Origin of the sequence: Bacillus sp. FSL R5-0523 (assembly GCF_037975295.1) — a bacterium.
In the GTDB taxonomy this organism is placed as follows: domain Bacteria; phylum Bacillota; class Bacilli; order Bacillales; family Bacillaceae; genus Bacillus; species Bacillus subtilis.
In genome coordinates this window covers 702,676-729,534 of sequence record NZ_CP150251.1, presented here as the reverse complement: position 1 = coordinate 729,534, position 26,859 = coordinate 702,676, and the positions used below count along the sequence as shown (strand labels likewise).

23 protein-coding genes are annotated in these 26,859 nt (G+C 46.9%); 5 read left to right on the top strand and 18 right to left on the bottom strand.

Annotation, left to right across the window (positions count from 1 at the left end):
• The first annotated feature begins 111 nt into the window (after window positions 1-111).
• A complete protein-coding gene (opuE, locus tag NYE53_RS03720) occupies window positions 112-1,590 on the top strand; it encodes a proline transporter OpuE (RefSeq protein ID WP_003233905.1) in 1,479 nt (492 codons plus the stop codon).
• A gap of 105 nt (window positions 1,591-1,695) precedes the next feature.
• The gene (locus tag NYE53_RS03715) at window positions 1,696-2,394 is read left to right on the top strand and encodes an MgtC/SapB family protein (RefSeq protein ID WP_010886431.1); all 699 of its coding nucleotides are present in this window, start codon (window positions 1,696-1,698) and stop codon (window positions 2,392-2,394) included.
• Window positions 2,395-2,431: 37 nt separating this feature from the next.
• On the opposite strand, the gene NYE53_RS03710 is transcribed toward NYE53_RS03715, so the two are convergent.
• From NYE53_RS03710 to NYE53_RS03690, 5 genes are all read right to left on the bottom strand, one after another.
• Complete coding sequence (locus tag NYE53_RS03710; protein ID WP_085186997.1) at window positions 2,432-3,442, bottom strand: phosphotransferase enzyme family protein; 1,011 nt, start codon at window positions 3,440-3,442, stop codon at window positions 2,432-2,434.
• A gap of 161 nt (window positions 3,443-3,603) precedes the next feature.
• Complete coding sequence (locus NYE53_RS03705) at window positions 3,604-4,794, bottom strand: CamS family sex pheromone protein (protein ID WP_339247326.1); 1,191 nt, start codon at window positions 4,792-4,794, stop codon at window positions 3,604-3,606.
• Window positions 4,795-4,809: 15 nt separating this feature from the next.
• The gene (gene ligA, locus NYE53_RS03700) at window positions 4,810-6,816 is read right to left on the bottom strand and encodes an NAD-dependent DNA ligase LigA (protein WP_339247324.1); all 2,007 of its coding nucleotides are present in this window, start codon (window positions 6,814-6,816) and stop codon (window positions 4,810-4,812) included.
• Window positions 6,817-6,839: 23 nt separating this feature from the next.
• On the bottom strand, window positions 6,840-9,059 hold the full coding sequence (pcrA, locus tag NYE53_RS03695; RefSeq protein WP_015383008.1) for a DNA helicase PcrA: 2,220 nt from the start codon (window positions 9,057-9,059) through the stop codon (window positions 6,840-6,842).
• Window positions 9,060-9,120: 61 nt separating this feature from the next.
• A complete protein-coding gene (locus NYE53_RS03690) occupies window positions 9,121-9,807 on the bottom strand; it encodes a heptaprenylglyceryl phosphate synthase (RefSeq protein ID WP_014479073.1) in 687 nt (228 codons plus the stop codon).
• Between the two features lie 264 nt (window positions 9,808-10,071).
• Here NYE53_RS03690 and NYE53_RS03685 point away from each other — a divergent pair, with 264 nt between their 5' ends.
• Window positions 10,072-11,649, top strand: a complete 1,578-nt coding sequence (locus NYE53_RS03685) for an FMN-binding glutamate synthase family protein (RefSeq protein WP_120027862.1) — start codon at window positions 10,072-10,074, stop codon at window positions 11,647-11,649.
• Window positions 11,650-11,684: 35 nt separating this feature from the next.
• Here NYE53_RS03685 and NYE53_RS03680 read toward each other — a convergent pair whose 3' ends face one another.
• Genes NYE53_RS03680 through NYE53_RS03670 form a run of 3 tightly spaced genes read right to left on the bottom strand, consistent with a single transcriptional unit; the run spans window position 11,685 to window position 14,766 of the window.
• A complete protein-coding gene (locus NYE53_RS03680) occupies window positions 11,685-11,999 on the bottom strand; it encodes a YerC/YecD family TrpR-related protein (protein WP_014479070.1) in 315 nt (104 codons plus the stop codon).
• Between the two features lie 2 nt (window positions 12,000-12,001).
• On the bottom strand, window positions 12,002-12,997 hold the full coding sequence (locus NYE53_RS03675) for a DUF3048 domain-containing protein (protein WP_339247320.1): 996 nt from the start codon (window positions 12,995-12,997) through the stop codon (window positions 12,002-12,004).
• Between the two features lie 26 nt (window positions 12,998-13,023).
• Window positions 13,024-14,766 carry an adenine deaminase gene (locus NYE53_RS03670; protein ID WP_015383004.1) on the bottom strand — a complete coding sequence of 581 codons (1,743 nt, stop codon included), beginning with the start codon at window positions 14,764-14,766 and terminating at the stop codon, window positions 13,024-13,026.
• Between the two features lie 128 nt (window positions 14,767-14,894).
• On the opposite strand from NYE53_RS03670, the gene NYE53_RS03665 reads away from it, so the two are divergent.
• Entirely contained in the window at window positions 14,895-15,122 is a 228-nt protein-coding gene (locus NYE53_RS03665; RefSeq protein ID WP_047182212.1) for a DUF2892 domain-containing protein, read from the top strand.
• Between the two features lie 14 nt (window positions 15,123-15,136).
• On the opposite strand, the gene NYE53_RS03660 is transcribed toward NYE53_RS03665, so the two are convergent.
• Window positions 15,137-16,411, bottom strand: a complete 1,275-nt coding sequence (locus NYE53_RS03660) for an amino acid permease (RefSeq protein ID WP_123374310.1) — start codon at window positions 16,409-16,411, stop codon at window positions 15,137-15,139.
• A gap of 143 nt (window positions 16,412-16,554) precedes the next feature.
• Between NYE53_RS03660 and NYE53_RS03655 the strand changes: the two genes are divergently transcribed.
• A complete protein-coding gene (locus NYE53_RS03655) occupies window positions 16,555-16,974 on the top strand; it encodes an Lrp/AsnC family transcriptional regulator (RefSeq protein ID WP_123374309.1) in 420 nt (139 codons plus the stop codon).
• A 39-nt stretch (window positions 16,975-17,013) separates the two neighbouring features.
• Here NYE53_RS03655 and purD read toward each other — a convergent pair whose 3' ends face one another.
• The 9 genes from purD to purC all read right to left on the bottom strand — a co-directional run bounded on the left by purD (window position 17,014) and on the right by purC (window position 26,828).
• Window positions 17,014-18,282: a phosphoribosylamine--glycine ligase gene (gene purD / locus NYE53_RS03650; protein WP_123374308.1), complete on the bottom strand. Its 1,269-nt coding sequence runs from the start codon at window positions 18,280-18,282 to the stop codon at window positions 17,014-17,016.
• Between the two features lie 14 nt (window positions 18,283-18,296).
• A complete protein-coding gene (gene purH / locus NYE53_RS03645) occupies window positions 18,297-19,835 on the bottom strand; it encodes a bifunctional phosphoribosylaminoimidazolecarboxamide formyltransferase/IMP cyclohydrolase (protein ID WP_033883868.1) in 1,539 nt (512 codons plus the stop codon).
• Window positions 19,832-20,419, bottom strand: a complete 588-nt coding sequence (gene purN / locus NYE53_RS03640; protein ID WP_021481301.1) for a phosphoribosylglycinamide formyltransferase — start codon at window positions 20,417-20,419, stop codon at window positions 19,832-19,834. Before purN ends, purH begins: the two co-directional genes overlap by 4 nt.
• Complete coding sequence (gene purM, locus NYE53_RS03635; RefSeq protein ID WP_003233945.1) at window positions 20,416-21,456, bottom strand: phosphoribosylformylglycinamidine cyclo-ligase; 1,041 nt, start codon at window positions 21,454-21,456, stop codon at window positions 20,416-20,418. Before purM ends, purN begins: the two co-directional genes overlap by 4 nt.
• A gap of 101 nt (window positions 21,457-21,557) precedes the next feature.
• Window positions 21,558-22,988 (bottom strand): amidophosphoribosyltransferase, encoded by a 1,431-nt coding sequence (gene purF, locus NYE53_RS03630; RefSeq protein WP_003233947.1) that lies wholly within the window; start codon window positions 22,986-22,988, stop codon window positions 21,558-21,560.
• Window positions 22,964-25,192, bottom strand: coding sequence for a phosphoribosylformylglycinamidine synthase subunit PurL (gene purL / locus NYE53_RS03625; RefSeq protein WP_032726728.1), 2,229 nt, complete (start codon window positions 25,190-25,192; stop codon window positions 22,964-22,966). The genes purF and purL overlap by 25 nt, the downstream gene beginning before the upstream one ends.
• Window positions 25,176-25,859, bottom strand: a complete 684-nt coding sequence (purQ, locus tag NYE53_RS03620) for a phosphoribosylformylglycinamidine synthase subunit PurQ (protein ID WP_003243954.1) — start codon at window positions 25,857-25,859, stop codon at window positions 25,176-25,178. Before purQ ends, purL begins: the two co-directional genes overlap by 17 nt.
• A complete protein-coding gene (purS, locus tag NYE53_RS03615) occupies window positions 25,856-26,110 on the bottom strand; it encodes a phosphoribosylformylglycinamidine synthase subunit PurS (RefSeq protein ID WP_003219409.1) in 255 nt (84 codons plus the stop codon). Before purS ends, purQ begins: the two co-directional genes overlap by 4 nt.
• A complete protein-coding gene (gene purC, locus NYE53_RS03610) occupies window positions 26,103-26,828 on the bottom strand; it encodes a phosphoribosylaminoimidazolesuccinocarboxamide synthase (protein ID WP_101172022.1) in 726 nt (241 codons plus the stop codon). Before purC ends, purS begins: the two co-directional genes overlap by 8 nt.
• Between the last annotated feature and the right edge of the window lie 31 nt (window positions 26,829-26,859).

Genomic DNA, 26,859 nt, shown 5'->3' with positions numbered 1-26,859 from the left:
GTGCACCCGCAAAGGAATTTCTTTTGTTTTGCACTTACGCCAGGCTGCTTAACTGGCACCATCAATTTGAGAGGTGATGCAACATTATTAGAAATGAAGAGAGGGTAAAACGTGAGTATTGAAATTATTATATCTTTAGGAATTTACTTTATTGCCATGCTGTTAATCGGCTGGTATGCATTCAAGAAAACCACTGACATCAATGATTACATGCTTGGAGGAAGAGGCCTCGGACCATTCGTTACTGCTTTGTCTGCCGGCGCGGCCGATATGAGCGGATGGATGCTGATGGGTGTTCCCGGCGCGATGTTTGCGACAGGGCTGTCCACCTTATGGCTTGCTTTAGGCCTTACAATCGGGGCGTACTCAAATTACTTGCTGCTGGCTCCAAGGCTGCGTGCTTATACAGAAGCGGCAGATGATGCGATTACGATTCCTGATTTCTTTGATAAACGATTCCAGCATTCTTCATCACTGCTGAAAATCGTATCTGCTTTGATCATCATGATCTTTTTCACATTGTATACCTCTTCCGGTATGGTATCTGGCGGACGGCTGTTTGAATCTGCTTTTGGCGCGGATTACAAATTAGGCTTGTTTCTGACCACCGCAGTTGTCGTGTTATACACACTGTTTGGCGGTTTCCTTGCTGTCAGTCTGACTGACTTCGTGCAGGGTGCGATCATGTTTGCAGCACTAGTGCTTGTGCCGATCGTTGCTTTTACCCATGTGGGCGGCGTTGCTCCGACTCTCCATGAAATCGGCGCTGTTAACCCACACTTATTGGATATTTTTAAAGGCGCGAGCGTCATTAGCATTATTTCCTATTTAGCCTGGGGCTTGGGCTACTACGGCCAGCCTCATATCATCGTCCGATTTATGGCGATTAAAAACATTAAAGATTTGAAGCCTGCACGCCGAATCGGCATGAGCTGGATGATCATTACAGTTCTAGGTTCCGTGCTGACGGGTTTAATCGGTGTTGCATACGCCCATAAATTCGGAGTTGCTGTAAAAGATCCGGAGATGATTTTCATTATCTTCTCTAAAATTTTGTTCCACCCATTAATTACAGGGTTCTTATTGTCAGCTATTTTGGCTGCCATCATGAGTTCGATTTCCTCACAGCTCTTAGTCACAGCAAGTGCTGTAACAGAGGATTTATATCGGTCATTTTTCAGACGAAAAGCTTCCGATAAAGAATTGGTCATGATCGGGCGTTTGTCCGTCTTAGTCATTGCCGTTATCGCGGTACTCTTATCATTGAACCCGAACAGCACCATTCTTGATTTGGTCGGATACGCTTGGGCCGGCTTCGGTTCAGCTTTCGGGCCTGCGATTCTGCTCAGTCTGTATTGGAAGCGAATGAACGAATGGGGCGCGCTTGCTGCCATGATTGTCGGGGCTGCGACCGTGTTGATCTGGATTACAACCGGCCTGGCAAAATCAACCGGTGTGTACGAAATTATTCCTGGGTTTATTCTCAGTATGATTGCCGGCATCATTGTCAGCATGATCACAAAACGTCCTGCAAAAGCCTCTTACCGATTATTCGGTGTCATGGAAAAGCTGTTAAAACGCAAAAAGTAAGCAATAAGCCATCAAGCGCAGCTTGGTGGCTTTTGTGCTCTTGTTTTGCTATAAATACTGTGAGAAAATCATATTTATTTAAAAACACCATAGAGAAGGGGGAAGTTGCTGTTGAGCTGGTATATTGATCCTGATATTTTATTGAAATTGGGCATTGCCACATTGATTGGCATGGTCATCGGGCTTGAACGCGAATTAAAAAATAAGCCGCTCGGATTAAAAACCTGTATTGTCATCGCAGTCAGCTCATGCATGCTGACGATCGTCAGTATTAATGCGGCATATCATTTCCCTAAATACTACCGCATCATGATGGATCCGCTTCGTCTGCCGGCACAAATCATCTCCGGCGTCGGGTTTATCGGCGCGGGTGTCATCCTGCGAAAAAGCAATGATGTCATTTCCGGCCTGACGACATCGGCCATGATCTGGGGGGCAGCGGGGCTCGGGCTTGCTACGGGAGCCGGTTTTTATAAAGAAGCGTTTGCCAGTCTTCTGTTCATCCTGATCAGCGTGGAATTTCTCCCATGGGTGGTCAGAAAAATCGGCCCCGACCGCCTGCAGGAAAAAGACATCCGCATCAGAATGTCACTTTCTGATAAAGACAAAATGACAGAGATTTTAAAAGAAATGAAAAGAAGAGATATCAAAGCACACTCCGTTCGGATCGACGACCTAGGCGAAAAGGATTTTCCAATTATGGAAGTGAAGGTCCGCGTCCATAAAAACAGATACACGACCGACGTCTACTATGACATTAAAGCCATTGAAGGCGTAGTCGGCGTGAAGTGTGATACATTATAAAAGCCAATGGGACTGGAATCCCATTGGCTTTTTCTATCTACACCAGTGCTGAAAAATCAAATGCTGTAATCGGCGTGCCATTCTCTATATCTCTTCTGAAACCGGCCAGCATTTCTTTTTCTTCTTCTCCTATTGTGTTAAGGTCAAACATCTGATGCAGCAATCCGTAAATCAGCATATGGCGAAGGCGGAGGAAATCAGGTATTATCATCAGCCATGCAGGGTCAAGCTCATTTTCCTCCCAGTACCCTTTCATAAAATGCGTCATAAATTCTTCTGTAAACGCAGCTTTATCATCATATGGCACAACAGGATACCACAGGACATTGTAGAGAAGAATGCTAATATCGTTAACAAACCAGTTGTAGCCGATATCATCAAAATCAAATGCCGTGATTTTGCCATGATCCCAGTTAAAATTGCCATGGTGCAGATCCGCATGCACCAAGCCGTAGCTGTCCTGGCTTTTCGGGAGCCTCCGCAGTTCATTCATCAAAGAATCGGCTTGCTGAAACACCTTTATCTGATCTTCAGGCACATATTTTCTCAGCTTTAATTGCTCCTCTTCATCCCATTCCTGTCTTTTGAAAGCGGGATTGCTCAATTTGTAGCTTTTTGTCAGGCTGTGCATGCTGCCTGTGTATCTGCCAAGCTCATAAAATAGCGTTTCATTCCAGTCCGATTCATCCACTTTTTGCCCCGGAGCTTTCTCATACACTCTCAATAAAAATGACCCGCCGTTTCCGTCCGGCACTGCTTCTACGTCTTTTCCGTTCAGCGACGGGAGCGGTTTGGCTACTGAAATTCCCCCTATTGCAAGGTGACGGAGCCATTCCATCTCTCCCATTATATAATCAGAAGATCTCCGAATCGTATGGGTAATCTTTAAAATATAAGGTTGATTGTCTTTCATACATTCATATACATAGTTTTCCGCATCAGCCAGAAAACGCACCTGATCTTTTGAGAAACCGTATCTCGCTGCAGCTTCTGCCAAAACCTGCTCTTCCTCAAATATTTTTTTGATATCTTTATGCATGTCTAACATCCTTTCATTGCTATAGATTTGATAATGATTGTTTTCACACGATTTCCAGCATCAACATACCTCCCCTTGATTTGTGTTTCGGCAGAAGCGAAAATAATTTCCCTTTTCCTGTTAATTGTAACATAAAACCCCTTGTGCCAATATGGCACAAGGGGTTTCTATCAGTTATAAATGTGAACAGTCGGCTCTTTATCTCCGGCATTGCGGATAATGACCGCTTCCTGTCCGTCTGAGGACGTGATATTGACTTCGACATCAACTGAGCCTTTAGAGTAGTAGTCCATCACTTCACCCGTTAAAAACTGGGTAAACGCGACAACTTCACTTTTTCCGTAGAATTGCATTGGTATGTCAATCTTCATTTTCTTCATTTCATCATTTTCATACAGCGCTGTACCGACAACGCCTGTATAGTTCGGGAAATATTCTTCAATTGAGTTTTTGAACCGCTTAAAGACCTCGGTGTCATCCGGGTATTTTTCTGCTGTGGTTGTATCTGCCGGATAGAATACATATTTTTCATTGATGTCATCCCAATTTGAGATATCAGTAGAGCCTGCTTTGACCTCTGTTTTGGCGATGAAGTTCCCCGGCACAATCGATGTTTTTGACGCCTGCTTATAAAGCGCGACGGTAATCGGCACATTCTTCAAGTTATCTTTTTTGCGGAGGCGGTTAATAACCTCCTGTGCAATTTTTTCTCCCTGCTGGCGAAGCGTGCTGTCCTTAATCTCCACTTCTTTTTGCGGGTCGCCAGTTTTTTCACGATAGTAATACACGGAGTTTAACGCCAGTCCGATCATGACGCCGCCAAGCTGGATAGAATTCTTGTCCTTTCTGACTAAATAATCGTGCTCAAGCATGGATGCTAAATAAATCGGGCTGCTTTCGTTCTTTTCTTCTGTTGAACCAGAACTCGGGAGCGCTGGGTTCAAGCCTTCATTTTTGAAGTTTTTATCTTCTTTTTCGGCTTTTTTCAAATCAGAGCCCGTTTTTTTCCGTGCCAGCCAGCTTAATACTGTATCCTCATCTAAATATTGTCCTTCTTGGAACAGATAATCGTCAGTCGAGAAAGAATCTTGGGCAAGACGCATCAGCCCTGTTTCAAACTCGTCAATGTCCAGCCTAGTATTCAGCTGTTCCGTTGTTAAGCCGCGCGCTTTGCCTGCCTTAAACGGCAGCACCATTTTGTAATAGGAGTCAGAGATATTATATTTCGGGACAATCGCTTTTTCTGACGATTTCGCCGTCTTTTGCGTAATCTCTTCCTCCTTCTCCCCCCCGAAACCTGACGAGCAGGCAGACAGCATTAATACTGCCGCCGTTGCCGCCAATGCCAACATCTTTTTCAATAGAAAACACTCCTCTTATTTCTTTAGCTCTCCCATTAACTGTTCTTCATTCCATACTTCAATGTTCAGCTCTTGTGCTTTTGTCAGCTTGCTTCCCGCCGCTTCTCCGGCGATGACCAAGTCTGTGTTTTTGCTGACGCTTCCAGTCAGCTTTCCGCCCAGCGCTTCAATTTGCGCTTTGGCTTCGTTTCTTGACAGCTCTTCCAGCTTTCCTGTCAGAACAATTGTTTTACCGGCAAAGTAAGAATCGCTGTCCTCTGCTTTTACTTTTTTCGGGCCTTTGTAGAGCGTGTTTACGCCCAGTTCCTGAAGTTCATTCAAGAGTTCAAGCATTTCTTCTTTATGAAAATAGGTGATCACAGCATCAGCCATTTTTTCACCGATTTCATCTACCGCGAGAAGTTCCTCTTTAGAGGCTTTTTTCAGGTTCTCCAAGCTTTCAAAATGCATGGCAAGCGTCTTTGCGGCCTTTGATCCGATAAAACGGATGCCAAGCCCAAACAGCAAACGCTCTAACGAATTTTCTTTTGATTTTTGGATAGAGCTGATCAGGTTTTCAGTGGACTTTTCACCCATGCGCTCGAGCTGGATGACTCGTTCCTTCGTCAGCTTATATAAATCTGCCACATTGCGGACAAGGTTTTCCTCAAACAGCTGTGTGATCACTCGTTCGCCGAGCCCGTCAATGTTCATGGCATTGCGGGAAACGAAATGGATCAGCCCTTCCCGGATTTGCGCCGGACATTCAGGATTTATGCAGCGAAGCGCCACTTCTCCTTCGATCCGGACGAGCTCACTGCCGCATTCAGGACATTCCGTCGGCATGCTGAATTCCTGTTCTTCTCCTGTGCGCTGTTCAACGAGGACATTCACAACTTCCGGGATGATATCGCCCGCTTTTTTGACGACAACCTTATCCAAAATCCGAATGTCCTTCTCTTTAATTAAATCTTCGTTATGAAGGGATGCTCTTGAGACCGTTGTGCCGGCAACTTTTACCGGCTCAAGAATCGCGGTCGGCGTGATCACACCCGTTCTGCCGACATTTAATTCGATATCGAGAAGCTTCGTCACGACCTCTTCAGCAGGAAACTTATACGCGATGGCCCAGCGCGGGCTTTTCGCCGTAAAACCGAGCTCCTCCTGTTGATCGAGGGAATCGACTTTAATGACAATGCCGTCTATTTCATACGGCAGGTCAGCGCGCTTCGCCTGAAACTCATCGATCAGCACTATGACTTCTTCTATGCTGCCGCATTTTTTTCGTTCCTGATTCGTTTTAAATCCGAGTTCGTCGAGAAAATCAAGCCCCTGGCTTTGGGTCTCCACACCCATCTCGTCAAGCTCCGCTATACTGTAGACGAAGATATCGAGGTTTCGTTTCGCTGCAATTTTCGGATCGAGCTGCCTGAGTGATCCCGCCGCGGCATTTCGCGGATTGGCGAACGGTTCTTCCTCATTTTTAATTCGTTCCTCATTAAGAGCTTCAAACGAACGCTTCGGCATATACGCCTCGCCGCGCACTTCGATTGACAGCTCACGGTTCATTTTGAGCGGGATATTGCGGATCGTCTTCAGATTCTCCGTAATATCCTCTCCCGTCGTTCCGTCACCTCTTGTGGCCCCTCTGACAAAATAGCCATCTTCATAACGGAGAGAAACAGCAAGACCGTCTATTTTCAGCTCCACATTATACGCCACATCGTCGCCGACGGCTTGGCGCACACGGCGGTCGAAATCACGAAGATCATCAGCATTAAAGGCGTTGCCCAGACTGAGCATCGGTGTGCCGTGGGTGACTTTCTGAAACGCTTCAAGCACAGCTCCGCCGACGCGCTGCGTAGGAGAGTCAGGCGTTCTGAGGTCTGGGTGCTCCTCCTCAATCGCAATCAGCTCCTGCATCAATCTGTCGTATTCGGCATCTGGGACGCTCGGTTCATCTAAGGTGTAATATTCATAGCTATACTTGTTGATGGTGCGGCGCAGTTCTTCTGCCCGCTGCTTCGCTGTTTCTTTGTCCATCTGCTTCTTCCTTTCCTCTTCAATTACTGCTTTTCAATAGGAGCAAATGCTGCTAACAGGCGTTTCACGCCGACAGGGCTCGGGAAGGCAATATCGAGCTCCGTCCCTTCTCCTTCGCCTTTCACGCTGACAACAGTTCCTGTTCCCCATTTTTTATGGCCCGCCTTATCTCCGACTGCCCAGTTCAAGGTGTCGCCGCCTGTTTTGCTGGCGTAGGATACCGGGCGTGAAACAGGGCCGCGTCTCGGCTGCATTTTTCTCGCAGACGTCGCTCTTGTTTCTTTTTTCTCATTTAGGTTTTCCAGTAAATCATCCGGTATTTCAGCAATGAAGCGAGATTCCGGGTTCATATTTGTCCGGCCAAACAAGGTGCGCATTTTAGCATTGGTCAGATAAAGCTCCTGTTCCGCCCTTGTAATCCCAACGTACGCAAGGCGGCGTTCTTCTTCCATTTCCGCTTCCTCCATGAGTGAACGGCTGTGCGGGAAGACGCCTTCTTCAAGCCCCATCAAGAAAACAACCGGGAACTCCAGTCCTTTCGCGGCGTGCAGTGTCATCAGGGTGATCGCATCCTTGCCGCCTGACTCTTCCTCCTTCTGGTCGAGCTGATCAATATCTGCGATCAACGCTAAGTCTGTCAGGAACGCAACGAGTGTCTTGTCTTCACTTTTCTGTTCAAAGTTTTTCGTAACAGACAGGAACTCGTCGATATTTTCTAAACGGCTTTGGGCTTCGATCGATTTCTCAGCCTTCAGCATTTCTCTGTATTCCGTCTTATCAAGAATTTCTTCTGTCAGCTCTGTAATGGATAAGTAATCCTGCATATTGGTCAGGTTTTCAATCATCTGTCTAAAGCTGTCAAGCGCGTTTGCCGCTTTGGCACTGACGCCGATAAAATCAACCTGCTGAATCGCTTGGAAAAATGACAAGCCGTTTATGGCCGCATACGAAGCGATTTTTTCAAGTGATGTCGCGCCGACTCCGCGCTTCGGCACATTGACAATGCGCGTGAAACTGATATCGTCATCCGGATTGGATACGAGGCGCAGGTACGCAAGAATGTCTTTAATTTCTTTTCTGTCATAGAACTTTGTACCGCCGACAATGTTATAGTTCAAGCCCGCTTTGAGAAGCGTTTCCTCAATCACACGGGACTGCGCGTTTGTCCGGTATAATATGGCGATATCAGACAGCTTCCGCTTGCCTGAGCTGTGAAGCTGATGAATTTTACCGGCCACAAACTGTCCTTCACCGAATTCATTATCACCGCGATAATAGGAAATTTTGATGCCTTCATCGTTTTCCGTCCACAAATTTTTTGGTTTGCGGTTAGAGTTGTTTTTAATGACCTCGTTTGCCGCGCGCAAAATCCGTTTCGTTGAACGATAGTTTTGTTCTAGCAAAATCACGCTTGCATTCGGATAATCTTTTTCAAATGAAAGGATGTTGGTGATATCCGCGCCGCGCCATCTGTAGATTGACTGATCTGAATCCCCCACAACGCAAAGGTTCTGGAAACGCTCGGCAAGCTGCTTAACGAGCATGTATTGCGCCCTGTTCGTATCCTGATACTCATCAACATGGATGTACTGGAATTTGCGCTGATAAAATTCAAGTACTTCCGGCACTCGGTCAAACAATTTAATCGTCGTCATAATCAAATCGTCAAAATCGAGCGACTGGTTTTTCAATAGCTTCTTCTGATAATCAGCATATACATCGCTGACCACCTGATCGTAGTAGCCGCCGGCAACTTTAGAGAATTCCTCCGGTTCGGTCAATTCGTTTTTCGCACTGCTGATCGTACCGAGGATGCTTCTCGGGTCAAACTTCTTCGGATCAAGATTGCGCTCCTTCAAAATCCCCTTGATCACTGAAAGCTGGTCAGCCGTATCGAGGATGGAGAAATTTCGGTTGATCCCAATCCGGTCGATATCTCTGCGCAAGATCCGCACGCACATGCTGTGGAATGTGGAAATCCAGATATCGTCCGCGCCGGGTCCGAGGATGCTTTCCACACGTTCTTTCATTTCGCGTGCCGCTTTATTTGTAAATGTGATTGCCAGAATGTTCCACGGCGCCACATGCTTTTCTGCCATTAAATAAGCAATTCTATGTGTCAGGACACGCGTCTTTCCGCTTCCCGCTCCCGCCATCAGCAAAAGAGGCCCGTCCGTTGTTTTGACAGCTTCCTGCTGAACGGGGTTTAAACCGCTTAGTAATTGATTGCTAATATAATTCAAAATTTGTTCACCCGCCTATACAAAACATATGTTCTATCATAAACCAAATCCGTACAATTTACTACTCGCCTTTCACAGCCGCTACTGTTTTCAAAGCCCTGTCGAAATCTTCATACACAGCATTGCCTACAACGATCACGTCCGCATGCTCTGCGTACTGTTTGGCCGTTTCCGCATCTTTGATGCCGCCGCCATAAAACAAGGTGGACGTTTCCAATACAGCCTTCGTTTTCTTGACAGCTTCTATGTCTCCAAGCATGCCGCTGTATTCTAAATAAAAAATCGGCAGTTGCAGCAGCTCCGACACACGCGCATAGGCGACAATATCATCCATATTCAGATCGGCGTCCGCTTCAGTCAGTGCCGCGGCTTTGCAATCTGGATTTGCGATGCAGTAGCCCTCCGCCACGATTTCTTCCATAGACATCAGTTCTCCGTATTCCTTCATGGCTTTCTGGTGCATTCCGACAATCCAATCCGCGTTTTTGCTGTTTAATACACTCGGAATAAAATATAAGTCAAAGCCGGGAACGATCGCTTCAATCGCTGATACCTCAAGGACACACGGCACCAAAAACCGTCTTACCTTAGACATCATCCGCAGGACATTATCCTCTGTTACACCATCACTGCCTCCGATAATGACCGCATCCGTTCCTGATTCGCAAAGAATCTCCAGCTGTTCGTCAGGCAAATCTTTATTTGGATCGAGTTTAAAGACATGCTTCCACTCCGTTACATCGTACACGTCATACGTTCCTCCATTCGTTTGTTACCATTTAAACATTATAACAAATTCACATAGCGCGGAAAAACGGAAAAAGCCGTTAATCTCGTTATTCACTGAAAAAGGTGTTTTGATTCTTTTTTCATAAAAAAAGAGAGCATATGGCAGTACCTGCTTGCTGAGTCCTGTATCGGCAAAAGCACACATTTTTCACCAGATTCCTTCTGCTATTGTTTGGAAAGTGTTCAACTGTGGAAATGGTTACATAAAAAGGGAGGCTGAGAGATGGAAACCATCATAATAGCACTCATCGCATTTATCATAGGGATCATCGCTATCCCGATCGTCTTGTTTGCCTGGATCTACATAAAGGATGAAAAACAGCAGGAGCACTCAATTCTTCGCAACTATCCCGTCATCGGAAGGTTTCGGTATATCCTTGAAAAAATCGGGCCGGAGCTGAGGCAGTATTTATACAGCAATGACAATGAGGAGCAGCCTTTTTCACGAAAGGAATATGAGCAAACCGTCATCTCCGGCAAATACAAAAGCAGAATGATGGGCTTTGGATCTGTAAGAGATTTTGATAAACCTGGCTATTATATCCGTAACGCTATGTTTCCAAAACAAAGGGAAGAAATGCACGTAAATCAAACGCCAAAAATTGAAACCCAAATCTATAAAATGGATGCTGACAATCTGTTCAAACGCAAGGAGCATGCCGAACATATCAAGGCAGACCCGTACTTTCTCCATCCTGATGATGTGCAGGTGATTGGCGAGCATACATGCGAGAAGCCATTTTATGTGAAGGGCTTAGTCGGCCAGTCTGCCATGAGCTACGGTTCTCTTGGAGAACGGGCTGTTACGGCGCTCTCAAAAGGGCTCCATCAGGCAGGCGGAACCTGGATGAATACAGGTGAAGGAGGATTGTCTGAGTATCACTTAAAGGGCGGCGCCGATATCATTTGCCAAATCGGTCCGGGCCTATTCGGCGTTCGCAAAAGAAACGGAGAATTTTCATGGGAGGAATTTAAAAGAAAAAGCAGGATTGACCAGATTAAAGCGTTTGAGCTAAAGCTGGCACAAGGAGCGAAAACCCGGGGCGGCCATGTGGACGGCGCCAAAGTATCAGAGGAAGTGGCAGACATTCGGAATGTCGAACCTGGAAAGTCGATTGACAGCCCGAACCGCTTTTATGAATTCTCAAACCCTCCTGAAATGCTCGACTTTATTGAAAAACTTAGAGATGTCGGGCAAAAGCCAGTCGGCATCAAACTGGTCGCAGGGCATCCTGAAGAATTGCATGAGCTTTTCTCTCATATGCAGAAAAGCGGAAAGCATCCGGATTTTATCACGATCGACGGAAGTGAAGGCGGTACCGGAGCTTCCTTTTACGAGCTCGCGGATACAGTCGGCCTTCCGATTATGACAGCGCTGCCTATTGTTGACACGCTTCTTAAACAGTACGGCTTGCGCAGCCAGCTGAAAATCTTTGCTTCCGGAAAGCTCCTGACTCCTGATAAAATCGCGGTCGCCTTAGCCCTCGGCGCTGACTTTGTCAACATCGCACGCGGCATGATGTTTTCCGTTGGCTGCATCCGCGCTCTCGTCTGCCACACCAACACCTGTCCGGCAGGTGTGGCGACGACAGATCCGAAATTGCAAAAAGCGTTGAGCGTTGAGGAAAAACAGCATCGTGTCTGCAACTACGTCATTTCCCTGCGCGAGGGGCTGTTTAACCTTGCAGCCGCAGCAGGGATCAATTCGCCGATTCACTTTTCCAAGGAGCATGTTGTCTATCGGAAAGAGGATGGCAGCACAGTTGACATTGACAATCTGATTGAGAAAATTGTTTCATAAAAAAACCGCCCCTTGCCAGACGGCAGGGCGGTTTTTTATTTGGAAGAAGACTCTGTTTCATTCTCCTTCACACGGTCAAGCGCCATTTCATAAGCGTCATTCCCGTAATTTAAGCAGCGTTTCACACGGGAAATCGTAGCCGTGGAAGCGCCTGTTTCTGTTTCAATCTTATGATACGTGTTTCCTTCGCGAAGCATGCGCGCCACTTCAAGGCGCTGAGCCAGCGATTGAATTTCGTTAATTGTGCATAGATCATCGAAGAATCGGTAACATTCCTCCAGGTCTTTCAGCGATAAGATCGAGTTAAATAACTGGTCCAGCTCTTTGCCGCGTAATTTATCGATTTGCATCGTTACACACCTTCTCCTTTACTAATGGAAGCCGCATCAAGATCAGGTACGATATTGATCCAAGTCTTTCCTGGCACAAACGGAAGCCACTTGCCGTCTTTTACCGGCACAATTCTGCCATTCACTTGTTTCCAGTCTGTTTCAATGACGTTTCCGTGCTGAAACAACAGACCTTTTCCTCCTGATTCCAAGTCGATGTCCCGCCTTCCATCTTGATCAATAATATGATGGCTGGCTTCAACAATGAAAATATTTTGCATTGCAACCGGTTTTCCGGTTTCCCGGTCTGTCGTTATGACACCATCAGAGCTTCTTGTATAAGATTCAGCTTTTTTATCATAGTTGTATTCGACAAGATTTGTAACGTTATTTGTTCCATAATCTACCCGAACATTGTAAGATTCATTTGCAGGTTTTGCTTCTGATGTTTGAAACAGCAGCGGATTTGTTTCCCGCTTCAGCTCATATCCCTTTTGTTCCGCCGCCTTTTTTATGTAATCATAAGACGTGTAGGAATTATGGGGCGGTTTGCTGAAATCAGCTCTCCAAAATAAGCTTCCGTCAAAATCCAATCCGTTTATATAATCGGCAGCTCCGGATTCTAGCTGCTCTTTGGCGCCGGGACTCCAGCCGTGATGGACAAATATGCTGTCAAAGCCATTGCTGAGAGTGACGAAATATTCCCGCGCGCTCCGCACAGGTCCGACAGTTTCAGGCATCTGGCTTTGGAAAATAGCCAGAAATCGTGTGATCTGCCCTTCGGCAAGCGCTTCTATGACAATGTCAGCTTTAGACAGTCCAGACTGCGGCCTCGCCTTCGGGTGATTGTTCACCACAACAGCAACAGGCCGGCGTTCAGTCACCTTCTGTTCAATCTCCAGTCCCGTCAAAGGAGCTTTCTGCTTCTTTGCGGAATCCGGGACAGCGTCCTTCTGCTGGCAGGATACCAGCAGAAAAAACACGAAACACAGCGCGCAAACTGTCATCCATTTTTTCATATGTCGGCTCCCTGCTCTTTTATATTTTAACGCATTATCGATGGAAAGAGTACAGTTTTTTTCATGACGTCGAAGATTCCTCTAGGCGTAATGCGTATATACGGAAGGTGCGTACTTTGCAAAAAGAGCAGCGTATAGATAGGATCGCAAAACTCATAGCCTCTTTCAGTCAAAAGATCTCTCAGCTTTTGTTCCTTCTCAAGCACGTCTTCATACGCTTCCGAAGAGGCGCAGCCGCACAGCGCAAGCGGGATTTCATGCAGAATGTTTCCGTTCTCCGCTAAAACAATTCCTCCTCCGATTTCTTTCATGCGGGCGAAAGCGAGCAGCATATCCGCTTTATTTTTTCCAATCGCGACAATGTCGCCCGTCGTCGTAAAGGAGCTTACAAATCCCTGCACGCTTGAGGCAAACCCTTTTATCATCGTATTGACGCGCCATTTCCCGTGTCTGTCGAGCATCGTCAAATAACTTTCATCATGGTCAAACGAGAGCTGTTCCATCGAATTGTCGATCTCAATCATATATGGCTCCATAATAACCGCATTCCGCATTTTCACGCCCATCGGCATAGAAAACTGCAAGTCATCCATCGTCATATCATATGAAAGCTCAAGCGGGACAAGACCGCCTTTGTGCCAGTCCGTCTTTGTAAACGCCTTCAAATCACAGCCGTCTTCACGCAGAATGGTCCCTTTTGACAGAACAGTCACTGGATTCGGATTTAACGGATCTTCCAGTATGTTGAGCGATGCCAGTCTACCCGGTCCGACAACTCCTAAATAATCATCCATTTGGTAATACTTTGCGATATTAAATGATGCCATATTGTAGGCGTCGATTGCAGGTACACCTTCTTCTAAAGCGATGCGAATCAGCTCGTTTGTCATGCCGCCTTTATAGAAATTCGGGGTTGCGCCATCTGTCGTGTAAAAGAAGTGGTCATAATAGCGGAAGCCCTTCTCATGCAGCTCTTGCAAGATTTTTCTTACATCGGGGCGAATGGAAGAGTTCCGAAGGGAAACATAATAGCCCAGTTCCAGCCTTCTCATCACTTCATCACCTGTCATCGCTTCATGATCACAATCCGCACCGAACAGCTTCATTTTTGTAAGCGTTTTATCAGAAGCGCCGGGAAAATGTCCTTCAATGCGTTTTCGCTGTTTCTTTGTAGCTTGCATGCAGTGGAGCATTAAATCATCACCATCTACCAGGCGAGGCCATCCGGTCATTTCTCCGCCTTGAATCACATCCGGATGTTCAATCCACTGTTTTCTGACGTCAAATGGAAGGACGTGGTCCTCGTTCAGAACCTCGGTCTGGAGGTCATAGCGTGACCACCAAAAATACTGGACAGGCTGCTTTTTGAGTTCATTCAAAATCGTAAGCGCTTTCTTTTTTCCGCTTTGCAAAAGCAAAAATAAGTTATCATTCACGAATGTCGTTGTTCCGTATTGAGACACATATTCCGCCAGTGTTTGGGGATTATATATTTGAAAAGGATGGGCGTGCGGTTCAATATAACCTGGCACAATGTATTTTCCTTCACAATCAATTGTATGAATTTCTTCGGCTCTATTCGGAAGTTCATGACCCACATAAACAATGCGGTCCTGATAAATCCAAATGTTTTTTTTCAGCCATTGTTTTACATATGGATTTAAGACGAGAGCATTCCGTAAAAGGAGCGTTGGAAGCAGCTTTGAGTCTACAACATCAACCTGTGCCCTGATGTCTTTGTTTTTCCAGTTAAAGGTGCGTTCGGACATTCACATACTCTCCTTTACATGTATTAGACTCATGGTATCACATCCTTCCTCATCACGCACGATAAAAACGTTACAAATTTTTGAAGGTTCGATTAAAAAACTTTTTTAAGTAAAAGGAGCGGATTTCCTTGAAGCCAAACATCAGTCTCATCAATGCCGTGTTCAGAATCGCCTGCGGATTGACGATTATGTCAGCCGCCAGCGCAAAGTTTACGAAAAAACCTTGGTGCAGAATGCATCTCTTTTACATCTTTATGGGGGCCATGAAAGCGGGTTCGGGAATCCTTCGATTCTGCCCTGTGACCTACATGTTTCAACACAGCGATTCTGGAAATAACGGCCAGCATAACGGATAAATGAAAAAGCTTGATCACGAAACGTGATCGAGCTTTTTTTTATGCCCACCCTTTGTTTTCATATAGAAATATCCTGCAGCTGCCAGCACTGCCGGATAAAGCAGTGCCCAGCCGCTGAATGAATAAATCACCGCGCACGCCGCAAATGCCCCGAGCGCCATCCACCAGCCTATATCTCTCCTGCCCAGCAGTTTCAGTGCTGCCGCCATTGTACATATGTAAGATGCGATGAAAGCCGCGCTCGGCCCTTTCAACAGAGTCGTCAAATCGATTTGAAACACGCCATGCGCCGCAAGCACTAAGCCAAACACTGCGGCCATCGCTGTCAAAACACGGATAGGCGTACGTTTTGTCGCACTGAGTTTTCCAAAAAATACGGGTATGTGCCCCTCTCTCGCCAATGCGTACACCATTCTTGAAAAACCAGCAATATTGGCATGGATGGTGGCGAATGTAATAAACAGCGCTAAACAAACCGTTACATATACACCGCTTTCCCCTGCTCCTTTTGAGATGAGCATGGCAAGCGATGCAATTTCTCCATTCTCTCCGTATGAATGAGTTCCTACCGTCACAAATGACAGCAAGATATACAGCCCTGCCACACAAGACGCTGCCAAAAACAAGCTGAGCGGGATATCTTTTTCAGGGCGATGAAACTCCTCAGCCAATGGGGTAATCATTTCCCACCCTACAAAAGAGAAAAAAATCATAACTGAAACAGATCCCGCGGCAGACCAGCCATGCGGAAGAAACGGCTTGAATTCTGCTATCGTGACGTGTGGCAATGACACAGCAATAGAAGTGACAAGCAGAAATACGATGACACATATAACGAGTGTACTGATGTTTGCGGATAGTTGAATCCCTCTCATATGAAGCAAAATAGATATAGCCAGCATACAACCAGCAATCGATGTAACCTGCCAATCCGCCGCCTCTGTGATGTAACTGACGTAATGCGCGCCAGTCAAAGCGATGATGGGAACGCCGATCGGAACGGACCCTAACATGATCCAGCCCAAAATAGCCCCGGCTTTTTTCTGAAAGGCCAGCTGCACATAAGCCGTGATTCCTCCCGCGCTGGGCGCTATTTTCACAAGCCGGGCCAGCGTGCCGACGAGAAGAAAAGATAAAAAAGACATGAATACCCAGACGAATAAAGAAGCCGGACCGGCCGTGTCCGCGGTGACAGACGGCAGGATTAAAATCCCGCAGCCTAAAACCGCCCCAATCGTTAAGGCCGTTCCTTGTATCCAAGTGATCGAACGCTGCAATTCTGGCAACATGATGCCTCCTCTCCCGTTGATGGCTTTATTATAGAAAAAATAAGACGGCATCCATATGCTACAATGAAGGTAAATCAACAGCATTACCTTACGATCAAAGGAATTTTCATTCATTCGCCTAAATATGTAAAGGAGTCAGACAAATGGACGGTACAGACCTTCAAATTCTCTCGCATTTGCAGCGAAACGGCAGATTAACGATGGTTGAGCTGGGAAAGCTTGTCGGACTCAGTTCGCCAAGCGCGGCGGAGCGTGTCAGGAAGCTTGAAGACAAAGGAGTGATTACCGGCTACAGTGCGAATATCTGTTACGAAAAACTAAACAAGCATGTCACCGCTTTTATTCTCATGGAGCCAAAAAGCTGCAAGCACTACGCCGCCTTTGCAACATCGCATCCTGATGTAGCAGAAAATCACCGCATCACAGGGATGTACAGCTATGTGACAAAGGTCGTGACTGATTCGGTACATACGCTTGAGGATTTTATTGACGCCTCGATGGCCCATGGAAAACCAACCACGCTCGTTGTCCTTTCTTCTTCCAGCTGCCATCCCGCTTTTTGATAACAAAAAACCCGCAGCTATTCTGCGGGTTTTCCTCACTTATTTTTGGGCAGCCTTTAAAGCGCGTGCCCCAATGTCTTTTCTGAAAAAGAGTCCCGGTTTGAAAATTTCATCAACCGCTTTGTACACTCGGTCTCTAGCCGCTTCAAACGTTTCATCAAAAGCCGTCACATTTGCGACGCGCCCCCCGTTTGTAACGAACTCTCCGCCTTCTGCTTTCGTTCCGGCATGGAAGACCACGACCTGCTCAGTTTCCGCAGCAAGGCTGCCGATCGGCGTGCCTTTTGCGTAGCTTTCCGGATATCCTTCAGAAGCAAGCACCACACTAACAGCAGCGGTATCCTTCCATCTTAAGTCAACTTCCTTATCATCTAAAAGATCAAGAAGCACCTGCACCAGATCAGATTCCATGCGCGGAAGCACGACCTGTGTTTCCGGATCGCCGAAACGGGCATTAAATTCAATGACCTTCGAGCCGTTTTCAGTAAGCATCAATCCAGCGTACAAAACGCCAGTGAAGGAACGGCCTTCTTGTACCATTGCTTTTGCGGCCGGCTTCACGATCGTTTCTACAGCATGGCGGACCGTTTCTTCCGAAATTTGCGGAACTGGAGAGTAAGCGCCCATTCCGCCCGTATTCGGGCCTTTGTCTCCGTCAAACGCACGCTTGTGATCCTGGGCAATCACCATTGGATACACCTTTTCCCCTTTGACAAAGGCCATCAGAGAAAATTCTTCACCAGAAAGATATTCTTCAATGACAACGGACGCGCTCGCATCACCGAACTTTTCATCTTCAAGAAAGTCATGCAGACACGCAATTGCTTCTTCCTCTGTCATAGCCACAGTAACGCCTTTTCCAGCTGCAAGTCCATCTGCTTTTATCACAATCGGAGCACCTTTTTCCTGCACATATGCCTTCGCCTCATCAAAGGATGTAAACGTGTCGTATTCTGCGGTCGGAATGTCGTATTTCTTCATTAAATCCTTAGCGAACTGTTTGCTTCCTTCGATGATCGCCGCGGCTTTTGACGGGCCGAACACGCGCAGACCCGCTTTTTCAAATTCATCCACCAGACCTTCAATTAAAGGAACCTCAGGGCCGACAATGGTTAGGCCGACCTGGTTTTCTTTTGCAAACGAGACAAGCCCTGCGTGGTCGCTTTCCTCAATGTTTACAAGCTGTGCGGAAGCTTCCATACCGTCATTTCCAGGAGCGGCAAATACATTCTCGACGAGGCTGCTTTGCGCTGCCTTCCACGCCAGCGTATGTTCTCTTCCGCCTTTACCGATAATTAATACATTCACGTCGTTTCATCCCCTTAATGTTTGAAGTGTCTGATGCCGGTGAATACCATGGCAATGCCGTATTCATCCGCTTTTTTGATGGAATCCTCGTCACGCACAGATCCCCCCGGCTGAATGATAGCCGTAACGCCCGCTTTTGCCGCTTCTTCAACAGTATCCGGCATTGGGAAAAATGCATCAGATCCGAGCGCGCTGCCTTTCGCTTTTTCCCCTGCTTGCTCGATTGCGATTTTTGCCGATCCGACGCGGTTCATTTGGCCTGCTCCCACGCCGACTGTCATGTTGTCCTTCGCGAGAACAATCGCATTTGATTTCACATGCTTCACGACTTTCCAAGCAAGCTTCAAGTCTTCCCACTCTTGCTCGTTCGGCTCTCTTTTTGTCGGAATGCTAATCTCAGCATCATCAAAGCCGTGCATATCTAAATCTTGAATCAATAGCCCGCCTTGAACAGATGTCAGTTGTTTTTCCTTTTGAACAGCGGCGGATACGTCTAGCGTCAGCAGACGGAGATTTTTCTTCGCAGTCAGGACGTCGAGCGCTTCTTGGCTGAATGAAGGCGCAATGATGATTTCTAAGAAAATGTTGTGAAGCGCTTCGGCAGTTGCCTTGTCCACTTCACGGTTCAACGCGATAATGCCGCCGAAGATAGATGTTTTATCCGCTTCAAACGCTCTGTCAAACGCTTCTGCGATCGTTTTTCCTGTTCCCACGCCGCACGGGTTCATATGCTTCACGGCAACAGCAGCAGGTTCAGTGAATTCACGAACGATTTGAACTGCCGCATCCGCGTCTTTAATGTTGTTGTAAGAAAGCTCTTTTCCGTGAAGCTGTTCTGCTTGCGCAATGGAGCCTTTGACAGGAAGAGCTGTTTGATAGAAAGTTGCTTCCTGATGCGGGTTTTCTCCATAGCGAAGCGATTGTTTTTTCTCAAATGTCACAGTGAATTGCTCTGGTTCTTTTTCACCGACAACATTTGTCAGATAGTCAGCGATCAGTGCATCATATGCCGCAGTATGACGGAATACCTTTGCCGCGAGCTCGCGTTTTTTCTGAAGAGATACGCTGCCTTCTTCTTTGATTTGATTCAGCACTGGGCTGTAATCGGCCGGATCGACGATAACCGTGACATCCTGATGGTTCTTTGATGCCGCACGCAGCATGCCAGGTCCGCCGATGTCGATATTTTCGATCGCTTCTTCATATGTGACGTCTTCCTTTGAAATCGTTTCTTTAAATGGATAGAGGTTGACGACAACGAGGTCAATCGGCTGAATCCCGTGTTCATTGATCTGCGCCATATGCTCTTCATTGCCGCGAACCGCCAGAAGGCCGCCGTGAATATTCGGGTGAAGGGTTTTTAACCGGCCGTCCATAATTTCAGGGAAGCCTGTCACTTCCGAAATTCCGATCACATCCACACCGTTTTCTTGAAGAAGCTTTTTCGTTCCGCCTGTGGAGATGACTTCAACGCCAAGCTCTGTCAGTTCTTTTACGAAAGGAACGAGATTTGTTTTATCTGAAACACTGATTAACGCACGTTTAATGGTCATGCCTTTTCACCTCTGTTATTTAATCCTAATAGCTGTTTAATCACACTCGGATACCATTTATGCTCAAGCTTGTGAATCCGCTGTTCGATTGTTTCCAATGTATCATGTTCATCAATTTCGATTGCCTTTTGAGCGATGATCGGACCTGTATCCATTCCTTCATCGACATAATGCACGGTGATTCCGGCCACCTTCACACCCGCCCGGTATGCCTGTCCGACTGCGTCGATTCCAGGAAACGCCGGAAGAAGCGACGGGTGAATGTTAATGATTTTTCCTCCATATGCTTGAAGGAGCGTATCACCGATCAGCCTCATATAGCCGGCAAGAACAATCAATTCAACCTCGTGAAGACGAAGCTGTTCAATAATGGCTTTTTCAAATGCAGCCTTGTTTTCATAAGACTTCGGCTCAAATGCAAAGGATGGAATGTGGAATGCTTCCGCCCGTTCGATGACTTTCGCCTGCGGTTTGTCGCAAACGAGGAGCGCTGCTGACGCATCCCAGTTCTCCTCCTTCAAACGCGTGACGATGGCTTCGAAGTTTGAACCGTTTCCTGATGCAAATACCGCAAACTTTTTCATGAAAGTGCCGCACCGCCGAATGTGACGCCTTCACCTTTTTTCACACGCCCGATTAAATAGGCTTTTTCGCCATGGCTTTCAAGCGTTCCGATCACATCTGTCAGATGCTCTTCTTTGACAGCCAAAACAAAACCGATACCCATATTAAAGACGTTGAACATGTCCTCTTCCTTTAGCTTGCCGTACTCTTGCAAGAAAGAAAAAATTGGCGGGATCGGCCATGAGCCATGATCAATTTCCGCACTTAAGCCTTCCGGAAGCATACGCGGAATATTTTCTATAAATCCTCCGCCTGTCACGTGCGCCATGCCGTCGATTTTTCCGCTTTTGACCGCGGCAAGCACAGGCTTCACGTAAATCCTTGTCGGTTCAAGCAATTCCTCGCCAAGCGGGCGTTCAAACGGCTCATATGTTGTATCAAGGTCCAGCTCCGCATCATCCAGAAGCACTTTTCTGACAAGGGAAAAGCCGTTGCTGTGAAGGCCGCTGGAGCTGAGGCCGATCAAAAGATGGCCCTCTTCGATGTTTTCTCCAGTCACGATTTCGTCCTTTTCTGCCACTCCTACTGAGAAACCGGCAATATCGTATTCATCAGCTGTATAGAGTCCCGGCATTTCAGCCGTTTCACCGCCGACTAAGGCTGAACCTGACTGCTCACAGCCTTCCGCCACACCTTGTACAATCTGTTCAATTTTCACTGGGTCCGCTTTGCCGACCGCTAAATAATCGAGGAAAAACAGCGGCTCTGCACCTTGTGCCAGCACGTCATTGACACACATTGCAACAGCGTCCACGCCAATCGTGTCATGTTTATCCATGGAAAAAGCGAGCTTTAATTTTGTTCCGACACCGTCCGTTCCCGAAATGAGAACTGGTTTTTGATAAGAAAGCTCAGACAGGTCAAACATGCCGCCAAAACCGCCAAGGCTGCCCATAACGCCAAGCCGTTTCGTGCGCTCCACGTGTTTTTTCATTCGTTTTACAGCTTCATATCCGGCTTCGATGTCAACTCCTGCGTTTTTATATGCTTCAGACATCCTATTCACTCCTTTAAGGCGCTTTTCAAAATATCTCCCCGAAAGAGGGCAGAAAGAGAAAGGCAGCCGAACTGCGCTGCCTTTATGTCATTTTTCAAGTTTTATTTGGTTAATACTGCTTCTTTTACGTGAGGAAGCACTGTATCCTGGTAAATTTCAGTCGGATATTTTCCTGTAAAGCAAGCGAGACACTGTCCGCAATTCGAGTCATCGTATTTTCTGCCAATGCCTTTCAGCAGCCCTTCCACACTCAAAAATGAGAGGGTATCGGCTCCGATTTCCTGACGGATTTCTTCAACAGAATGCGAAGACGCGATCAGTTCTTCATGTGTGGAAGTATCAATGCCGTAAAAGCACGGATGAGCGATCGGCGGTGAACTGATTTTCACATGCACCTCTGTCGCACCCGCTTCTCTTAGCATCGTGACAATCCGGCGGCTAGTTGTTCCTCGCACGATAGAGTCATCCACCATCACGACGCGTTTGCCTTCTACAACCCCGCGCACCGCAGACAGCTTCATTCTGACGCCTTGCTCACGCAGAGCCTGGGACGGCTGAATAAACGTTCTGCCAACATAACGGTTTTTGATTAAGCCAAGCTCATACGGAATGCCTGTTGCCTCTGCATAGCCGATCGCCGCAGAAATACTGGAATCCGGAACCCCGGTTACGACGTCAGCTTCAACTGCGGATTCCTGAGCCAGCATTTTTCCAAGGTTTTTACGGGCACTGTGTACGTTAATACCGTCAATATTGCTGTCTGGTCTGGAGAAATAAATGTACTCCATGCTGCAAATGGAACGGTTGATATTCATGGAAAAACGCTCTGATTTCATTCCTTCATCATTAATGATCAGCATTTCTCCCGGCTCTACCTCGCGAAGGTACGTTGCGCCGACGACGTCAAATGCGCATGTTTCTGATGCGACCACATAAGCGTCGCCCATCATGCCGATGGATAGCGGTCTCAGCCCGTTTGGATCAAGTGCGACAATCATTTCTGTTTCGGTCATGATCAGGAACGCGTAGGCGCCTTTCAGCATAGAAAGCGAGTTTTTAATTTGGTCCTTCAGCGTGAAATGTCCGCTTCTTTTGATCAGGTGAGCCAAAACCTCTGTATCCGAAGAGGTTTGAAAGATGCTCCCTTGATTTTCGAGCTGCTGCTTCAGCTGAGTGGCGTTGACAAGATTTCCGTTATGTGCAAGCGCCAGGCTGCCATTGTTTTGGGAACGGAAGAGGAGCGGCTGAACATTTTCGTATCCGCCGCCTCCAGCCGTTGCGTACCGAACGTGCCCGATAGCGCCTTTTCCCTTTACTTTGCTGAGCTCGCCATTTTGAAATACTTCAGTGATCAGCCCTTGGCCTTTGTGCGCCGTCAGTTTTTCACCATCAGTCGCTACGATGCCTGCACCCTCCTGTCCTCGGTGCTGAAGGCTGTGGAGACCGTAATACGTGATCTGCGGGGCTTCTTCATGTCCCCAAATCCCAAAAACGCCGCATTCTTCATTTAAGCCTTTGATTTCAGCAAGCATGGGATAGCTCCTTTCCATACGCGTTCAAGCTCTTTCGTTTGCGCATGAATCATTTGTTGTCCGTCTTGGTTTTGAATCCCCAGAATTCCGTCAGCCGTTACCTCACCAATATGAACCGCATCTTTGACAGTTGCTTCAAACGCTGCTTGATGTTCTTTTTTCACTGATACGACGAAGCGGGATTGAGATTCAGAGAATAATAATGCCGCTTCCCCTTCTACAGTCACATTAGCGCCAAGGTTTTCCGTCGTCATGACACTTTCCGCAATCGCTACGCCTAAGCCGCCTTCAGACACATCATGCGCAGATTGAACGAAGCCTTTTTTAATCGCGTCAAGCAGTGCTTTTTGACGAGACAGCTCTACATCAAGATCGATTTGCGGCGCTTTGCCGTAAATACGGCCTTCTGTCATTTTTTGCAGCTCGCTTCCGGCAAACTCTGGTTTTGTTTCGCCTATCACATATACGAGATCTCCCGCTTGTTTGAAATGCTGTGTTGTAATGTGTGCTGTATCTTCAATTAAGCCAACCATGCCGATAACTGGTGTCGGATAGATCGCCGTGCCGTTTGATTCGTTATAAAGCGATACGTTACCGCCGATAACCGGTGTGCTGAGAACATTGCATGCTTCGCTTATGCCGTCTGCCGCTTTTTCGATCTGCCAGAAGATTTCCGGCTTCTCCGGGTTTCCGAAGTTAAGGTTATCTGTGACCGCAAGCGGTTCTGCGCCTGAGCAAATGATGTTGCGCGCTGCTTCAGCGACAGCAATTTTCCCTCCGACTTCAGGATCAAGATAGAGATAACGCGCGTTACAGTCTGTCGTCATCGCCAGCGCCTTTTTCGTTCCGCGGATTCTGAGAACACCAGCATCAGACCCAGGAGCGACAACTGTATTCGTGCGCACCATGTAGTCATACTGATCATAAACCCACTCTTTACTCGCAATCGTCGGCTGCTGAAGAAGGGCCTTCAGCGTTTCATTCGCATCTTCAATTTGCGGAGCCGGAACGTCCGTTTCCAAAAACTCGCGATAGTAAGCAGGCTCTTGAGAAGGCTTATGGTAAACCGGTGCTTCTTCTGCCAAGGCATCAACAGGCAGCTCGCATACAACCTCTCCTTTGTGTGTCAGGCGAAGCATTTTATCATCTGTCACATGTCCGACAGAAACCGCTTCAAGATCGTACTTGTCAAAAATATCGATAATTTCCTGCTCACGTCCTCGCTCAATAACCAAAAGCATCCGTTCTTGTGATTCAGAAAGCATCATTTCATACGCGGTCATGCCTGTTTCGCGCTGAGGAATCAGGTCAAGATTCATTTCAATGCCAGAACCGGCTTTACTTGCCATTTCTGCACTTGAGCTTGTTAAACCGGCAGCTCCCATATCCTGAATGCCGACTAAGGCGTCGCATTGGATAACTTCCAGACATGCTTCAAGCAAAAGCTTCTCCATAAACGGATCGCCAACTTGGACAGCAGAACGCTTTTCTTCAGACGAGTCTGACATTTCTTCAGAAGCAAACGTAGCGCCGTGGATTCCGTCACGCCCTGTTTTCGCTCCTACGTACATTACTGTGTTGCCGACACCCTTTGCCTGGCCTTTTTTGATGTCTTCATGGTTGATTAAACCGACGCACATTGCGTTGACGAGCGGATTTCCTTCATAGCTGCTGTCAAACTGCACTTCTCCGCCGACTGTCGGGATGCCGATACAGTTGCCGTATCCAGCGATACCCGCTACTACTTCTTCAAACAAGTACTTCACGCGGGGTGAAGTCAGTTCACCAAATCGAAGAGAGTTCAATACAGCGATTGGACGGGCACCCATTGAGAATACATCACGGATAATTCCGCCTACGCCAGTCGCAGCGCCTTGGTAAGGCTCGAGAGCTGATGGGTGGTTATGTGATTCAATTTTGAACACAACCGCTTGGTTATCACCGATATCAACGATTCCGGCGCCTTCCCCCGGCCCCTGCAGCACACGCTCGCCGCTTGTCGGGAATTTACGCAGAATCGGCTTTGAGTTTTTGTAGCTGCAATGCTCAGACCACATGACAGAAAAAATCCCGATTTCTGTGTAGTTTGGCAATCTTCCAAGAATGGATTCTATCAATGCAAACTCATCATCACTGACACCCATTTGCTGATATAGTTTCTCTTCTTTTATTTGTTCTTTACTTGGTTCAAGCAGTAGTGACATGAGTTTCCCTCCAATTTTTCACGATAGACTGGAACAATTTAAGACCGTCGGCGCTTCCAAGCAGTTCATCGACCGCGCGCTCAGGATGAGGCATCATGCCTAATACGTTGCCTTTCTCATTGACGACACCGGCAATGTCGCTGACACTTCCATTAATATTAGAGCCGTATGTGAAAGCAATTTGATTGTTTTCCTTTAATGTAGCAAGCGTCTCGTCATCACAGTAGAAATTCCCTTCACCATGGGCAACCGGGATTGTAATCGATTCTCCCTTTTCGTAGGAAGCTGTGAATAAGGTTTCGTCGTTCTGAACAATCAATTCAACCGGACGGCAAATAAACTTCAGATCTTTGTTGCGTCTCATTGCGCCTGGCAGCAGCCCAAGCTCCTGTAAAATCTGGAATCCGTTACAGACGCCAAGAACAGGTTTTCCTTCAGCCGCTGCTTGTTTGACAGCTGGCATAATATTCGCAAATCGGGCGATGGCGCCGCATCTTAAGTAATCGCCGTAAGAAAATCCTCCCGGAATTAACACGCCGTCGAAGCCGTCAAGACTTGTTTCCTCATGCCAGACGTATTCCACTTCATGGCCGAGCTCATCCTTTACAGCATGATACATATCGATATCACAGTTGGAGCCGGGTAACACAATCACCGCAAATTTCACTGTGCGACTACCTCCTCAACCTCATATCTGTAATCTTCAATCACTGTGTTCGCAAGAAGTTTTTCGCACATTTCTTTCACTAGCACGTCAAGATCACGGTCAGATTTTTCAATGGTAAGCTCCATGTATTTCCCGATGCGCACATCTTGAACTTCGTTATAAGTCATACTGTGCAAGGCATGCTGGACAGCGCTCCCTTGTGGATCTAGTACACTTTCTTTTAAGCTGACATAAACTTTTACTTTATACATGATGAATGCCTCCCAGTCTTTTGAAAATCTCTTCGTATGCGTCGGTTAAGCTTCCCAGATTGCGTCTGAATAAATCTTTATCCAGCTTTTCGTTCGTATCTTTATCCCACAAGCGGCATGTGTCAGGAGAAATTTCATCCGCCAAAAGCACTTGCCCTTCTGCATCTAAACCGAATTCAAGCTTGAAATCTATTAATCTGACATGACAATCGTCGAAGATGCTTTGAAGCTCTTCATTTACTGTTTTTGTAATGGACTTAATGGTTTCTACCTGCTCAGGAGTCGCCGCCTTCAAAAGCCAAATATGATCTTCGGTGATGAGCGGATCACCCAGCGCGTCATCCTTGTAGTAAAACTCGATAATCGGCTGCTCAAGCTCCGTGCCTTCTGGAATGCCGAGACGTTTGGACATGCTTCCTGCCACAACATTTCTGACGACGACTTCAAGCGGCACGATCGTTACCTTTTGAATGAGCTGTTCCGTTTCCGAAATGCGCTCGATAAAGTGATTGTTAATGCCCTTTGCATGAAGGTGTTTGAAAATCAAGCTTGAAATCTCGTTATTTAAGCGCCCTTTCCCGCTTATTTCTGCTTTTTTCTCGCCGTTAAAGGCAGTAGCGGAGTCTTTATACACGACATACAGCGTGTTTTCGTCATCGGTTTTGTAGATCTTTTTTGCTTTTCCTTCGTATAAAAGTTCATTCTTCACAATATTCACGGAAGGCCTCCTAACCCGAATGTTGGGAATT